The organism is Streptomyces sp. NPDC101191, from assembly GCF_044767915.1.
Lineage (GTDB): Bacteria > Actinomycetota > Actinomycetes > Streptomycetales > Streptomycetaceae > Streptomyces.
Genome location: NZ_JBIWOU010000005.1, coordinates 407,216 through 421,412, shown reverse-complemented (window position 1 = coordinate 421,412; position 14,197 = coordinate 407,216). Strand labels below are relative to the sequence as shown.

Below are 14,197 nucleotides of genomic sequence, written 5' to 3'. Positions count from 1 at the left end.
GCCCGGGGGGTGCCCGGATGAGTGGCTCTGCGAGTGACACGGCCGATACGGCGAGGGTTCCCGGGGTGCCGGGGGCCGACCTCCTCGCCGCCCTGCTGGACGGGATGGACGCGGCGCTCTGCGCGCTCGACGCCTCCGGGACCGTCACCCACTGGAACCGCGAGGCCGAACGGATCCTCGGCTGGACCGCCCGGGAGGCCGTCGGCCGGCCCGGCTTCGACGGCTGGGCGGCCCGCAGCGCCGACGCCGAGGAGATCCGGGCCCGGCTGCTGCGCGCGATGAGCGCGCCCGGCCGCCAGGTCCACGAGTTCGCGTTGCTGCGCAAGGACGGCGGGCGGGTCCTGGTCCGCACCCAGACCGCCGGCGTCCGCGCCGCGGACGGGCGGCCGGCCGGCGTCTACTGCGCGTTCAGCGAGGTCCACACCCAGATCGACCTGGAACGCTCCCTCGCCCTGAGCGAGGCCCTGTTCACCGACGCCGCCTGGGGCGTCGTCCTCGTCGACGTCGACCTGCGCCCCGCCGTCGTCAACGGCTACGCGGCCCGCGCCCTCGGCACCGCCCGCGGCTCGCTCCTGGGCCGCCCGCTCGGCGAACTCGTCACCCAGGGCGTCGAGGAGCTGGAGAGCGCGCTCCAGCACGTCCTGGCCGCCGGCTCCCCGTCCGAACCGGCCGACATCTGGGTGACCCTGCGCGGCGCCCGCGGCGAACGCCGCCGCTGCTGGCGCTGCGGCTTCGTCCGCCTCGCCTCCCCGCTCGCCGAGGAGCCCGAACCCGTCCCGCTGGGCGTCGGCTGGCTCTTCCAGGACGTCACCGAGGCCCGCCTCGCCGAACAGGACGCCGACCGGCTGCGGTTCCGCTGGAGCCAGCTGCACCGGGCCGGTGCCGCCGCGGCGGAGTGCGAGGACCCGGCGCGGGCCGCCGCCGTCCTCCTCGACTTCGCGCTGGCCGGCTTCGCCGACCACGTCCTCGTCGACCACGCCACCCCCGAGGGGCGCCTGGTCCGAGTGCTCGCCAGCCCCACCGGCGCCCCCGGCCCGGTCGCCCCCGTCGCCAGCGGCGGCATCCCCCTCCGCTACCCGACGACCCACCCCGCCCTCCAGGCCCTGGGCCGTCAGGGCCCCATTCGCGCCAGCGCCACTCCCGGCTCCCCCCGCTGGTCCACCGACCGTCTCTGGCCCTCCGACACGGCCCACGCCCTCTGCCTCCCCCTCCGCGCCCGCGCCCGCACCCTCGGCATCGCCACCTTCCTGCGCACCCCGTCCCGCCCGGCCTTCGAACGCGAGGACGCGGTCTACGCGGAGACGGTCGCGGCCCGGGTCGCGGCGGCGCTGGACGTGGGGGTGGGGTGGGGGGAGGGCGGTTAGCCCGAGGCCGCCGAAAACCGGAGGGGCATGTCGTACGCCTGTGCGATCATCACGGCGAATCAGACGACTCCACCGCTCCGGGGGGACCGGTCCATGTCTCTACCTTCGGCTACGCCGCCCAGATCCGCGCCGTACGCCGCACTTCTCGCAGTCCTCACCCTGCTGTCTTCCCTGCTGCTCCCGGTGTTCTCGGCCGACATCGCGCAAGCCGCGCCCGCCGCCGGGAAGCCGAGCGCCCCGGCCGCCCCGGTGGCGGAGAAGCCCGCCGCTCCCGCGGCCGAGGCGCCCGCAGCCGAGGACTGCGCGCCGCTCGCGCTCGCGCACTTCGGCGACCCGGGCACGGCGGTCGGTACGGCCGCGCTGGCCGGCAACGGCACGGCGTGCTTCACCTTCACCGCCGAGCAGTCCGGCATGCACCGGGTGCTCCTGGGCGCCCACTACAACACCAGCGCCACCGTCTACGACGGCGAGACGGCCCTCGACTGCTACGACTACGACCGGGGCGCGGGCTGGTGCCGGCTGCCGCGCGCCGGTGCGTTCACGCTCCTTCTCGACAACAGCTCGATCGATCCCGACGAGCCGTCGGTGACCGTCACCCCGCTGGTGTCGACCGAGGGGTGCCTCCCCGAGGCCCGCACGTCGTGGGACCAGCAGCCGCTCTCGGGCACCCTCCACGCACTGGGCCTCGTCTGCCAGCCGTTCGCGGCCGAGCCGGGCGAGCGCATCACGCACGACTTCGCGATGGTCGTCTACGGCGACGAGCGGGCCTGGATCACCGACGAGACCGGCGCTCCCGTCTGCGACCTGCGCGCGGAGGGCGAGGGCTGCGTCCTGCCCGGTGACGGCCCCTACCGGATCATCGGCGAGGGCAGCTACGCCTCGGAGGGCTACCCGGCCGCCTACCGGCTCGCGATCCGTCGCCTCTCGGACCCCGAGGGCTGCGCGACCGTGGCGCCGAACACCTACGGCGCGGCCCCCACGGCCGTGTCGCCGCCGACGGGCTGCAAGACCTTCACCGTGCCGAAGGCGGCCACGTACGACGTCTACGGGGTCGGGCAGGAGGGCCAGCGCTCGCACCTGAGGGTGTACGACCGCGCGGGCACGATCGTCTGCCAGACCTACGACCCCTGCGTGCTGACGGACGGCGTCACGTACACGGTGACCACGGACGGCCCGACCCTGATCCTGGCCCGCGCCGCCACGGACGGCTGCGTGACCGCCGGCCTCGGCCCGGTCGACGGCTCGTTCGCCGCGCCCGGCGAGATCGACTGCCTGACGCTACCGCTGCCCGAGAACGCCCACGTGGCGCTCCTCAAGCCCCTCGGCGGCCCCGAGCCCCGGCCGGACGTCGTGGTTCGCAACAGGGACGACGGCTACGTCTGCGGCGAGGAGAAGCTGCTCGACGGCAGCTGCGTCCTTACCGGCCCCGCGCCGTACCGCGCGATCGTGTCGACCGACGACACCCAGCCCCCGACCGGCGCCTACCGGATGATGCTGTACCGCACGGACGCCGCCAACGACTGCCTGGTGTTCACCGCGGGCGACTTCACCGACGCCGGCGCCGTCGCCCGCCTGACCACCGGCGGCGGGGTCTTCTCCCACTGCCTCACCATCCCCGCCGACGCGCACTCCGCCAACGAGAACCTGCAGATCAGGGCGGGCGCGGCGCCCGCCGCCCAGTACGCGGTCCTCGACTCGACCGGCAAATCGATCTGCAACGGCTGGTCCAACTACGGCAGTTGGACCACCTGCGCGCTGACGCCGGGCCTCGCCCACACCGTGCTCTTCGTGGGCCGCGACACCCCGGCGGCGTACACCCTCGCCCGCCGGGACGTCACCGCGACGGCGAAGGGCTGCCCGGCGACCCCGGCCACCGCGGTCGGCGGTCCCTCCTCCGGCGGCGACCTCGGCGCCCCGGGCGTGCTGACCTGCCGTCAGGTGACGACCGACGCCGCGGGCGACGTGCTGCACCTCAACGTCCGCGACGCACTCGGGACGGCGAACATCCTGGCGTACGACGCGACGGGCGTCGCCGTCCCCACCTGTGGCTACCGCAACAAGTCCTGCTCGGTCACCGGCTCGACCGCCTACCAGGTGGTGCTGTACGTGCCGGCGAACCTGAAGGCCGCCACGGCCTACCGCCTCGATGCGCTGCGCATCGGCACGGCCGCCGGCCCGGCCCCGGAGTGCACCAGGGTCCCCAACATCACCTACGGGTACGGGCCGATCGCCGGCCGGCTCGACGAGCAGCACACGGCGGTCTGCCTGACGCTGCCCACCGCCGCCAAGGACCGGTTCGACCTCACGGTCGCCGACACCGCCGGCCGGCCGGACACCGCGGTGCCCGCGCTGTACGACGCGAGCGGTGACACCTGGTGCACGGGCACGGGCGCGGCGACGTACCAGTGCTACCTGCAGGAGCCGGGGTACGACGCCGCCTCGCCCAGCACCTTCGTCCTCGGCCTGCCCGAGAAGGCGTCGGTGACGGACTACAGCACCCGGCTCGACTGCACCTTCGGCCGTTGCGGAACCGAGAAGCTCTCCCTCGGGACGGTCTCCCCGACGTCCGCCGCGAGCGGCAAGGCCACCACTCTCACGGTGACCGGCACGGCCCTCGGCATGAAGGACTACGTCAAGCTGTACAACGGCTCACGGCAACTGACCGCCACCACGGTGTCCGTCTCGCCGGACGCGAGGACCCTGACGGCGACGCTGGACCTCAGGTCGGCCGTCGAGGGAACCTGGAGCCTCAGCGTGATCGCGCAGGGCGTCGAGTACAGCCGCGGCACCTTCACTGTCACGCCTGCGGAGGCCGTGGCCGGCCTCGGCCGCTACGTACCGCTGGCCCCCACCCGCCTGATGGACACACGCAGCGGGATCGGCGTGGCACCGGGCAAGGTCGGCCCGAGCGGCACCGTCACCCTCCAGGTGACCGGCGCGAAGGGCATCCCCGCCACCGGTGTCGGCGCCGTCGTCCTCAACGTCACCGCGACCTCGCCCACCGCCGCCGGCTTCGTCTCCGTGTACCCGGACGGGACCACGCGCACGTCCGCCTCGAACCTCAACTTCACGGCGGGGCAGACCATCCCGAACCTGGTGGTCGTGCCGGTGGTCAACGGCAAGGTGACCTTCTACAACAGGGCGGGCTCCGTCGACCTGATCGCCGACGCGGCCGGCTATTACGCCACGGACGGCTCGGGTGCCACGTACCGGCCCGTGACGCCGACCCGGCTGATGGACACGCGGGCCGGCCTCGGCGTGCCCAAGGCCCAGGTCGGGGCCCAGAAGTCGGTGACCCTCAAGGTGGCCGGCAGCGGCGGGCTTCCCGCCACAGGTGTCACGGCCGTGGTCCTGAACGTGACGGCGACGGCGCCCACGGCCGCGAGCTTCGTCTTGGTCCATCCGGCCGACAAGCCGCGCACCTCCGCGTCGAACCTCAACTTCACGGCCGGGCAGACGATCCCGAACCTCGTGTTCGTCCCGGTCTCGGCCAACGGTGAGGTGACCTTCTACAACCACGCCGGGTCGGTGGACCTGATCGCCGACGTGGCCGGATTCTTCACCATGGACGGGACGGGCTCCGCCTACCACCCGATGACCCCCACCCGCCTGATGGACACCCGGTCCGGGACCGGCGTGGCCCAGGCGAAGGTCGGGGCGGGGCAGACGGTGACCCTCCAGGTCGCCGGGCGGGCCGGCATCCCGGACACCGGGGTCACGGCCGTCGTGCTGAACGTGACGGCGGTCGCGCCCACGGCGGGTGGGTTCGTGTCCGTCTTCCCGGCCGGAACCGTCCGCACCTCCGCGTCGAACCTGAACTTCACCGCCGGGACCACCATCCCCAACCTGGTCGTGGTGCCCGTGGTGAACGGCAAGGTGAGTTTCTACAACCACGCGGGGTCCGTGGACCTGCTGGCGGACGTCGCCGGCTACTACGTCTCCTAGGACCTGACAGAGAACGTGGGGGCCGCGGCGAGTGCTCGCCGCGGCCCCCACGTCGTTTTCCGGCCTCAGTGGCGGAAGAAGATCCGGTCGCGGTACTCCGTCATCACGCGGCCGTTCCACTCGTGCCCGCCGTCGACGTTCCCCGAGCGCAGCAGCGGCGGCTCGATGCCGCGCCGCACGAGTTCCTCGGCCGCCGCCGCCATCGTGGCCTGCATCAGGGCGCTGGTGACGACCGTCGACGCGGGCGCGAAGGGGGCCTCGATGCCCTCGTGGGTGAGCTCCGCGTCGCCGATGGCGATCCGGGAGTCGAGGACGATGTCGCAGTGGTCCTTCAGGTACGTGCCCGAGGCGTGCCGGGACTTCGTCTCCGTCGCGTACGCCACCGAGGTCACGCCGATCACGGTGAGGCCCAGGGCGCGCGCGTTCATCGCCATCTCGACCGGCAGGGCGTTGCGCCCGGACAGGGAGACGATGATCAGGACGTCGCCGGCCTTGGCGGGGGAGGAGTCCAGGACCGCGCTCGCCAGGCCGTCCACGCGCTCCAGCGCGGAGCCGAGGGTCGCGGGCATCACGTCGACGCCGACCACCCCGGGGACCGCGAGCAGGTTCATCAGGGCGAGGCCGCCCGCGCGGTAGACCACGTCCTGCGCCGCGAGCGAGGAATGCCCGGCGCCGAACGCGAACAGCCGGTTGCCGTTCGCGACCGCCTCGGCGATGGCGGTCCCGGCGGCCGCGATCTCTTCCGCGTCCTCGTCCCGCACCTTCTGGAGCAGGCCGATCGCGGCGTCGAAGAACTGTCCGGCCAGCTTGCTCTCGCCCATGGCGGCGGCTCCTTCTCGTCGTGGTCGCGGATCACGGTGCGGTCTGGACCATTGCTCTGTCAATACCACCTCGCCCCGGCGCGCCCCGGTTGTCGGTGGGATGCGCAAGAATTGGTGCAGGGCCAGCGCACGACTCATCGAGGGGCACGTATGTCCGGACTGATCGACACCACGGAGATGTATCTCCGCACCATCCTTGAGCTCGAAGAGGAAGGTGTGGTCCCCATGCGTGCCCGGATCGCCGAACGGCTGGACCAGAGCGGTCCGACCGTGAGCCAGACCGTGGCCCGCATGGAGCGCGACGGTCTGGTGGCCGTCGCGAGCGACCGCCACCTGGAGCTCACGGAGGAGGGCCGCCGTCTGGCCACGCGCGTGATGCGCAAGCACCGGCTCGCCGAGTGCCTGCTCGTGGACGTGATCGGTCTGGAGTGGGAGCAGGTCCACGCCGAGGCCTGCCGCTGGGAGCACGTGATGAGCGAGGCCGTGGAGCGCCGTGTCCTGGAGCTCCTGCGGCACCCGACGGAGTCGCCGTACGGCAACCCGATCCCGGGCCTGGAGGAGCTGGGCGAGAAGGCCGAGGCGGAGTCCTTCCTCGACGACTCGATGGTCTCGCTCGCCGACCTGGAGGCGGGGGGCGAGGGCAAGACCGTGATCGTCCGCCGGATCGGCGAGCCGATCCAGACGGACGCCCAGCTGATGTACACGCTGCGCCGTGCGGGCGTGCAGCCCGGCTCGGTGGTGTCGGTGACCGAGTCCCCCGGCGGTGTCCTGGTGGGCAGCAGCGGCGAGGCGGCGGAGCTGGACTCCGAGGTCGCGGCGCACGTCTTCGTCGCCAAGCGCTAGGCAGGAGGCGGCGACGCCGCGCCCGGCGGGCTTCCCGGCCCGTTTTACGGCGGAATCGCCACGCCCGCGCCCCCTCCCGTGCCACGCTGGGGGGATGAGGGCCACCCTTCATACGGAGAACCCCGGCGCCTCCCGGCGCCGGGGTCCGTCCTCCCCTGTGCTGACCCGGAGCCCCGAGCTCCCAGGGTCGTTCCCCTCGGACCGTCTTCCCCGAGCGGTCCGCCTCCCGCTGAAGATCTCCCCTCGGCAGCAGCCGTCAATCCTTGAGCGCCGTCACTCGAACGTGGGGTGTTGAGTGGCAGAAGCGCATTTTCGAATACAGGTTCGATAGTCTGGCGCAGTTCGTACGAGGCAGTTCCACGAGGCAGTTCCACGAGGCAGTTCCACGGGGTCAACCACGGGGCCATGGAAAGAGGGGGTGCCGAGCAGCATGGTGCGACGACTCGACGTCACGGGAGCCGACGGCGTACGCCTGGCGGCCTGGGACTTCACGGAACAGACCGCCCCGCAGGCCGGGCCCGGTGTCTTACTGCTCCACGGCCTGATGGGCAGCGCCTCGCACTGGGCGCCCGCCGCCCGCCGGCTCGCTCCGCGCCACCGCTCTGTGGCCCTGGACCAGCGCGGGCACGGCCACAGCGAGAAGCCCGCCGCCGGCCCCTTCACGCGCGAGGCGTACGTGGCCGACGCGATCGCCGTCGTCGAGCGGCTCGGCCTCGGACCCGTCACCCTCGTCGGGCACTCCATGGGCGCGCTCACCGCCTGGCAGCTCGCCGCCGAGCGTCCCGACCTGGTCCGCGCCCTCGTCATCTGCGACATGCGGGCCTCCGCGCTCGGCGCCGCCTCCCAGCGCGAGTGGCAGGACTGGTTCGGCCGCTGGCCCGTCCCCTTCGCCTCGCTGGACGCCGTCCGGCAGTGGTTCGGCGAGGACGACCCCTGGGTGGAGCGCCCCCGCCCCGCGCGCGGTGCGTTCTTCGCCGAGGTGATGTCCGAGCGGCCGGACGGCTGGCGGCCCGTCTTCGACCCGGACCAGATGCTGACCTCCCGCGAGACCTGGGTCCACGACGCCCACTGGGACTCGCTCGCCCAGGTCCGCTGCCCCACCCTCGTGGTCCGCGGCCTCGACGGCGAACTGGGCCGCGCCGAGGCCCAGGAGATGGTCCGGGTCCTCCCGCACGGCGCGTACGCGGAGATCCCGGACGCCGGCCACCTCCTCCACTACGAGCACGCGGACGCCTGGTGGGAGGCGGTGGAGCCGTTCCTGAACGGCGTCCTCACCTCCTGACCGGCCCGCCGGACGCGCGCGTGGCCCCGTCCGGTCCGGACGGGGCCACAAGGGCATGCCGGGTGGGCCCGTGAGCCGTCGGGTCCACCGTGGGCGGCGTCAGAACGAGAAGACCGCGCTCTCGCCCGTACGCGCCCGCAGCTCGCAGGTGTTGCCGTACGTGGCCGACCAGCGCACGCGCTTGCCCTGCCAGACGCCCTCGCTCGTGACCGTGACGGGGTTCCACTCGCGGGTACAGGGGCGGCTGTCCTCCGGTAAGGCCGTCAGGCGGGCGAAGTCGCCGTCGACGGAGGACAGTTCGGCGCACGCCGAGGCCGGGTCGGGGTGGCTGCCGGTGGTGGCGGGGCCGCAGGTGAGGGTGACCGCGCGGACGATCGTGGCCGTGGCGGGACGCTGGCCCTTGCCGAGGGTGAGGACCAGCGCCGAGGGCGCGTAGAGGCCCGTCGGTGCGGCCTGGGCGGTGCCGGTGCCGGCGATCGCGGTGCCGAGGAGGGCGAGGCCGCTCGCGGTGGCGAGCGCGGTGGCGCCGAATGCGCGGAAGTAGCGCACGGGGGAAATCCCTTCGTGTGGCTGCGGGTGCAGATGTGCACGCAGATGCGGGTGTGCACGGTTGTGCACGAGTTGTGGATGCGGACTGGAGTCTTGTCGACGCGGAGGGTGATCGCACATCCGTACGCCGCTTTTCGGCCGATCCGTCCCCCGCGAACCGACCGACTGGTCGTTCGGGCAGCTGAGGCGGGGAACGACAGCTTCCGGGGCGCTCCCCGGGCCCTTGGCCGTCCAGGCGGTTCAAGCCCGAACGACCCTCTGACCTGCGCCGATCCGAAACTGGTTCGGCCTTGTAGGACATCTGACCCGCTGGGCTCGACCGGAACACGCCGAAGGGCCGGACTCCCGCGGGAGCCCGGCCCTTCCACCGTCCGGGCCTCGGTGGGGCCGGTCGGCCCCCGCCGGGGCGTCAGCCCTTGCTCACCGCCGCCAGGATCTCCGGCAGGCGTCCCGACACGCGCGGCGCCGCCAGCTTCAGGCCGCCCCAGACGAGCAGGACGCCGTAGAGCGTGCCGCCCGGGAACAGCAGCCACAGCAGGGACTCGTGGTCCGCGAGGTGGAGGAAGAGGGTCAGGCCGATCACCGGGAGGCACAGCAGCGCCGAGGCGAGCATGCCGCCGAAGATGGAGATCCAGGCGAGCCCGCCCTGCCCCGGCGCCACGTTCTTGTAGCCGCTGTCCTGCGGGATCGAGTACGGGAAGTTCGCCGAGGCCACCGCGCCGCTCGCCACCATCGCGCCGAGCAGCGAGAAGGCGATGCCCAGGGCCTCCGGCAGACGGTCCCACTGACCGAGGAGCCCGGCCGTCACCGCCGTCACCAGGGCCGTGAACGGCACCGTGATCATCAGCAGGGCGAGGGCCCGGGCCCGGAGTTCGGCGTAGGCGTCGGCAGCCGTCGAGATGGTCTGCGCCACCATCCAGAAGGCGGAGGTGTCCTGGCCGAACTGGTTGTACATCTGCATGCCGAGCATGCCCGAGGCGAAGCAGGCGAAGTAGATCGAGCCCGTGCCCTGCAGGGCGTTGAAGAGCGGGACGATCGCGCCGATGGCGAGCGAGGTCACCCACGCCGCCTTCGTCTTCGGGTCACGCCAGATGTAGCGCAGACTCCGCTCCATCACCGTGCCCGTGCGCCCGCCCGGGAGCAGCCGGCCCAGCCGCCCGGACGAGGCCGACTTGTCCTTGGCGCCCGCGTCCGGGGACGCGCCGATGGTGGACCCGTCCGGCTCGGTCATCAGGCGGACCAGGCTGCGCTGCCACCAGTACAGCAGCCCGGCGACCGCGGCCACGGTGAGCAGCAGTTTGACCGCGGCGATCGCGTAGTCACCGTGGCCCGCCGCGTCGATCGCGGAGACCGCGGAGGCCGGCGGCAGCCAGCCCACCACCTCGGCGGCCGGCTCCAGCGAGGAGACCCCGCCGGCCCGGCCGAGCCGCTGCGCGCCGAAGTTGACGAACTGCATGCCCACGGCGATCACCAGGCCCGACAGGACGGCCAGGTCGCGGCCCTTGCGGGAGGTGAGCAGCCGCACGTTGGCGGCGGCCACCGAACGTGAGAGCGCCACGCACGTCACCACGACGAGCGGCACGGCGAGGACGGCGACGACCGTTCCGGCGGCGCCCACGGCGAGCGACAGGCCCGCGCCGACCGCCAGGATCGTGGTGAGGAGCGGGGCGATGCCGACCAGGGAGGCCACGAGCAGCGCCCGGACCAGCGGGCGGGGCCGCAGCGGCAGCATCACGAGCCGCGTCGGGTCGAGGGTCTCGTCGCCGCTCGGCACGAACAGCGGCATGACCGTCCACGAGAGCGCGATCACGCCGGCCAGCAGGACGGTGACGATCGGCGCGGCCGCGTGCCCGCGCATCAGGACGAAGGCGAAGAGCATGCCGAGGGCGAAGAGTATGCCGACGACGATGGAGAACACGAAGGCGGCGGTGCGGCCGCCCGACTGTTTCAGGCCGTTCCTCAGCAGCGACAGCTTGAGCCGTACGAAGACGGAGGTGAGGGAGGGGACGGCGGCCGCGGCCGGGGCCGGCGGGTTGGCGGTGGTCATCGGGGCCGACCGCCCAGCCAGTCCAGGGAGTCGCCGTTGTCCTGCCGGTGCGCGCCGACCAGTTCCAGGAACGCGGCCTGCAGGGACGGCGCCGAGCCCCGCACCTGCTCCAGCGGGCCCTGCGCGCGGATCTGGCCGGCCGCCATCACGGCGACCCAGTCGCACAGCGACTCCACGAGCTCCATGACGTGGCTGGAGAAGACGACGGTCGCGCCGGAGGACGTGTAGCGCTCCAGGACACCGCGGATGGTCTGCGCGGAGACCGGGTCGACCCCCTCGAACGGCTCGTCCAGGAAGAGGACTTCGGGGTTGTGCAGCAGCGCGGCGGCGAGGCCGATCTTCTTGCGCATACCGGTCGAGTAGTCCACGACCAGCTTGTGCTGCGAGCCGGCGAGGTCGAGCACGTCGAGCAGCTGGGTCGCCCGCTTGTCGACCTCGGCGCCCGGCAGCCCCCGCAGCCGGCCGCTGTACGCGAGGAGTTCACGCCCCGAGAGGCGCTCGAAGAGGCGCAGTCCCTCGGGCAGGATGCCGATCCGCGCCTTGACCTGGGCGACGGACTCGGGGTCGGCCCACACGTCGTGCCCGGCGACCCGGATGCGGCCGGCGTCGGGGCGGAGCAGACCCGTGATCATCGACAGAGTGGTGGTCTTGCCTGCCCCGTTGGGGCCGACCAGGCCGATGAACTTGCCCGCGGGCAGGACCAGATCGATCCCGTTCACCGCGATCTGCTGGCCGAAACGCTTCCACAGCCCCTCGACATGAACGGCGGGCACGGCAGGGGATCCCAAGCCGTCGCCCGCCGTTTCGAACACTCCGTCAAATGCCTGGTCAGGCATCATGTTGCGTCAACCCTTCGGTTGTCCCCGTTGTGACGGGCACCACCTTACGGCTGAGCTCCTTCCGGCCACCTGGCCGAAGGCCCCTGCCGCCCGGGCTCCAGCGCCTCAGGCCCGCCGCGCCCGCGCGTCCGCCGCCTCCCGCCCGCAGGCGTACGCGAGCGGGCTGATCAGCTCCTCGGCGTCCGGCAGCCAGCGGTTGGCCGCGGTGGGCTTGCGGGCCCACTGCACCGCGCCGAAGGCTCCGACCCGGGTCGGCGGCGCGGCCACGTAGTGCCCCTCGCCGCGTGTGGTGAGGTCGATCGAGGACGGCACCCAGCCCAGCTTGCGCACCAGGTCGGGGACCTTGACCGCGGCGCCGGGCAGCACGAAGAAGAACATGCGGCGGTCGGGCGTGCAGGTCACCGGGCCGAGCGTCAGCTCCATGCGCTCCATGCGGGCCAGGGCGAGGAAGCCGGCCGACTCGGGCACCTCGATCGCGTCGAAGGTGCGGCCGGTGGGCAGCAGGATCGACGCCTTCGGCTGCTTCGACCACATCCGCCGGGCCCCGACGGCACTGCCCGTCGCCTGGGTCGACCAGTCGGGCCTGGCCGGGTGCGCGCCGGGCGCCGGACAGGCGTCGGCGCCGCAGGAGCAGCGCTCCCCGCCCTCGACCGCCTCCAGCCAGGTCCCGGGGAACACGTCCCAGTGCCGCTCTTCCGCGTACCGCACGGCGCTGTCCAGGAGCAGCTCGCCTCGCTGCTTGGGGATCTGTGCGGCTTCGGTGACTCCGATGGTCTCTTCCACGTCGAACTCAACTCCCGCCGTCACCTGGGGTTACGGGCGTGGCCGAGAGCGGGGTGGCGCATCGATCCTGCATGTGGGGCGCACGGGTGCACGGGCGGGGGCGCGCGTGGGGCCGGTGAGCGGCGGCCGGGTACCCATCGGTGGGGGCGTCGGTGCGCGCCGTACCGGAGGCGGCGGCCGACGTGTCCGGTTTCGCGTGTTCACATCTGCATTGACCGGATATCCGCCGGGCAGTGATCAACAGTCCCGTCGATCAACGGCCGTTGACCGGCGGGTCCGACGTGATCACGCACCGGCCTCAGGGGGTAGTCATCATGGCAGCCAGGCCACTCGTCGCCCGCCAGCCCAACGAACGGCTGCAGGCGCTCATCCAGGAGGCCGGGTGCTCCAACGCCGGCCTCGCCCGCAGGGTCAACATGGTCGGCACGGAGCGCGGCCTCGACCTGCGGTACGACAAGACCTCGGTCGCGCGCTGGCTCCGCGGGCAGCAGCCGCGCGGCCGGGCGCCCGGCATCATCGCCGAGGCGCTGGGCCGCAAGCTCGGCCGTGCGGTCACCATCGACGAGGTCGGCATGGCCAACGGCCGCAACCTCGCCTCGGGCGTCGGGCTCCAGTTCGCGCCGACCGTGCTCGGGGCCATCGAGCAGGTCTGCGAGCTCTGGCGCAGCGACGTGGGCCGGCGGGACTTCCTGTCCGGCTCGACGGTCGCCGCCTCCGCGCTCGTCGAGCCGAGCCGGGACTGGCTGATCACCGCGGCCGACCCGCAGGTGGCGCGGGCCGCCGGGGCGCGGGTGGGTGCCTCGGACGTCGCGGCGGTACGGGCGATGACCACCGCCCTGGTCGACCTGGACCGGCGGTTCGGCAGCGGGCACGTGCGGCCCGTGGTCGTCCACTACCTCAACAGCGTGGTGTCGGGCATGCTCTCCGGCTCGTACCGGGAGACGGTGGGCCGGGAGCTCTTCGCGGCGGTCGCCCGGCTGACCGAGCTCGCCGGCTACATGGCCGTCGACACCGGCCAGGCCGGGCTCGCCCAGCGCTACTACATCCAGGCCCTGCGGCTCGCGCAGGCCGCGGGCGACCGGGCCTACGGCGGCTATGTGCTGGCCGCGTCCATGAGCCACCTGGCCGCCCAGCTCGGCAACCCGCGGGAGATCGCGCAGCTCGCCCGGGCCGCGCAGGAGGGGGCCCGGGGGCAGGTGCCGCCGCGGGCCGAGGCGATGTTCCTCGCGGCGGAGGCCCGCGGCCACGCGCTGCTCGGCGACGCGCACACCTTCGCGCGGGTCGCCGGACTCGCCGAGGAGGCCCTGGCGCAGGCCGACCCGGAGGCGGGCGACGACCCCACCTGGATCGGCCACTTCGACGAGGCGTATCTCGCGGACGAGCTGGCGCACTGCCACCGCGACCTCGGGCAGGCGCGGGAGGCGGCCCGTGCGGCCGAGCGCTCGCTGGCCGGCCACCCCGAGACCCGGGCCCGGCGGCGGGCGATCGGTCTGGCCCTGCTCGCCTCGGCGCAGCTCCAGCAGCGCGAGGTCGAGCAGGCCTGCCACACCGGCACCCGGGCCCTGGACCTGCTCGCCACGCTGCGTTCCTCGCGCGGTGCGGAGTACCTGGGCGACCTGCGGGAGCGCCTGGAACCGTACGCGGGGGAGACGGTGGTGCGGGAGTTCGGGGCGCGGCTCGACCTCTACGCGGCATAGGCCGCTCCGGCGGATCGGGGCCCGATC

10 protein-coding genes are annotated in these 14,197 nt (G+C 73.4%); 5 read left to right on the top strand and 5 right to left on the bottom strand.

Going from position 1 to position 14,197, the window contains the following annotated elements; all coding sequences use genetic code 11:
* Positions 1–17 precede the first annotated feature (17 nt).
* Both ACIRQF_RS21770 and ACIRQF_RS21765 read left to right on the top strand, forming a co-directional pair.
* Positions 18–1,364: a PAS domain-containing protein gene (locus ACIRQF_RS21770; RefSeq protein ID WP_404094175.1), complete on the top strand. Its 1,347-nt coding sequence runs from the start codon at positions 18–20 to the stop codon at positions 1,362–1,364.
* A gap of 93 nt (positions 1,365–1,457) precedes the next feature.
* Positions 1,458–5,309: a hypothetical protein gene (locus tag ACIRQF_RS21765; protein ID WP_404094173.1), complete on the top strand. Its 3,852-nt coding sequence runs from the start codon at positions 1,458–1,460 to the stop codon at positions 5,307–5,309.
* A 65-nt stretch (positions 5,310–5,374) separates the two neighbouring features.
* Here ACIRQF_RS21765 and ACIRQF_RS21760 read toward each other — a convergent pair whose 3' ends face one another.
* Positions 5,375–6,130, bottom strand: coding sequence for an SIS domain-containing protein (locus ACIRQF_RS21760; RefSeq protein ID WP_376633041.1), 756 nt, complete (start codon positions 6,128–6,130; stop codon positions 5,375–5,377).
* Between the two features lie 150 nt (positions 6,131–6,280).
* Between ACIRQF_RS21760 and ACIRQF_RS21755 the strand changes: the two genes are divergently transcribed.
* Positions 6,281–6,973, top strand: coding sequence for a metal-dependent transcriptional regulator (locus ACIRQF_RS21755; RefSeq protein ID WP_376633043.1), 693 nt, complete (start codon positions 6,281–6,283; stop codon positions 6,971–6,973).
* Between the two features lie 430 nt (positions 6,974–7,403).
* Positions 7,404–8,255 (top strand): alpha/beta fold hydrolase, encoded by an 852-nt coding sequence (locus ACIRQF_RS21750; RefSeq protein ID WP_382487952.1) that lies wholly within the window; start codon positions 7,404–7,406, stop codon positions 8,253–8,255.
* Positions 8,256–8,354: 99 nt separating this feature from the next.
* On the opposite strand, the gene ACIRQF_RS21745 is transcribed toward ACIRQF_RS21750, so the two are convergent.
* The 4 genes from ACIRQF_RS21745 to ACIRQF_RS21730 all read right to left on the bottom strand — a co-directional run bounded on the left by ACIRQF_RS21745 (position 8,355) and on the right by ACIRQF_RS21730 (position 12,473).
* Positions 8,355–8,804, bottom strand: coding sequence for an SSI family serine proteinase inhibitor (locus ACIRQF_RS21745; RefSeq protein ID WP_389753672.1), 450 nt, complete (start codon positions 8,802–8,804; stop codon positions 8,355–8,357).
* Between the two features lie 409 nt (positions 8,805–9,213).
* Positions 9,214–10,851 (bottom strand): transporter, encoded by a 1,638-nt coding sequence (locus ACIRQF_RS21740; RefSeq protein WP_404094169.1) that lies wholly within the window; start codon positions 10,849–10,851, stop codon positions 9,214–9,216.
* Positions 10,848–11,687: an ABC transporter ATP-binding protein gene (locus ACIRQF_RS21735; RefSeq protein ID WP_382478775.1), complete on the bottom strand. Its 840-nt coding sequence runs from the start codon at positions 11,685–11,687 to the stop codon at positions 10,848–10,850. Before ACIRQF_RS21735 ends, ACIRQF_RS21740 begins: the two co-directional genes overlap by 4 nt.
* A 108-nt stretch (positions 11,688–11,795) precedes the next feature.
* Positions 11,796–12,473 carry a bifunctional DNA primase/polymerase gene (locus tag ACIRQF_RS21730; protein ID WP_376633051.1) on the bottom strand — a complete coding sequence of 226 codons (678 nt, stop codon included), beginning with the start codon at positions 12,471–12,473 and terminating at the stop codon, positions 11,796–11,798.
* Positions 12,474–12,787: 314 nt separating this feature from the next.
* Between ACIRQF_RS21730 and ACIRQF_RS21725 the strand changes: the two genes are divergently transcribed.
* The gene (locus ACIRQF_RS21725) at positions 12,788–14,170 is read left to right on the top strand and encodes a transcriptional regulator (RefSeq protein ID WP_376633053.1); all 1,383 of its coding nucleotides are present in this window, start codon (positions 12,788–12,790) and stop codon (positions 14,168–14,170) included.
* The last annotated feature ends 27 nt before the right edge of the window (positions 14,171–14,197 follow it).

Excerpts from the sequence above, each read along its gene's own strand:
- ACIRQF_RS21735 (WP_382478775.1), bottom strand. The coding sequence starts at position 11,687 with ATGCCTGACCAGGCATTTGACGGAGTGTTCGAAACGGCGGGCGACGGC.
- ACIRQF_RS21740 (WP_404094169.1), bottom strand. The coding sequence starts at position 10,851 with ATGACCACCGCCAACCCGCCGGCCCCGGCCGCGGCCGCCGTCCCCTCC.
- ACIRQF_RS21770 (WP_404094175.1), top strand. The coding sequence starts at position 18 with ATGAGTGGCTCTGCGAGTGACACGGCCGATACGGCGAGGGTTCCCGGG.
- ACIRQF_RS21765 (WP_404094173.1), top strand. The coding sequence starts at position 1,458 with ATGTCTCTACCTTCGGCTACGCCGCCCAGATCCGCGCCGTACGCCGCA.
- ACIRQF_RS21750 (WP_382487952.1), top strand. The coding sequence starts at position 7,404 with ATGGTGCGACGACTCGACGTCACGGGAGCCGACGGCGTACGCCTGGCG.
- ACIRQF_RS21725 (WP_376633053.1), top strand. The coding sequence starts at position 12,788 with ATGGCAGCCAGGCCACTCGTCGCCCGCCAGCCCAACGAACGGCTGCAG.
- ACIRQF_RS21760 (WP_376633041.1), bottom strand. The coding sequence starts at position 6,130 with ATGGGCGAGAGCAAGCTGGCCGGACAGTTCTTCGACGCCGCGATCGGC.
- ACIRQF_RS21755 (WP_376633043.1), top strand. The coding sequence starts at position 6,281 with ATGTCCGGACTGATCGACACCACGGAGATGTATCTCCGCACCATCCTT.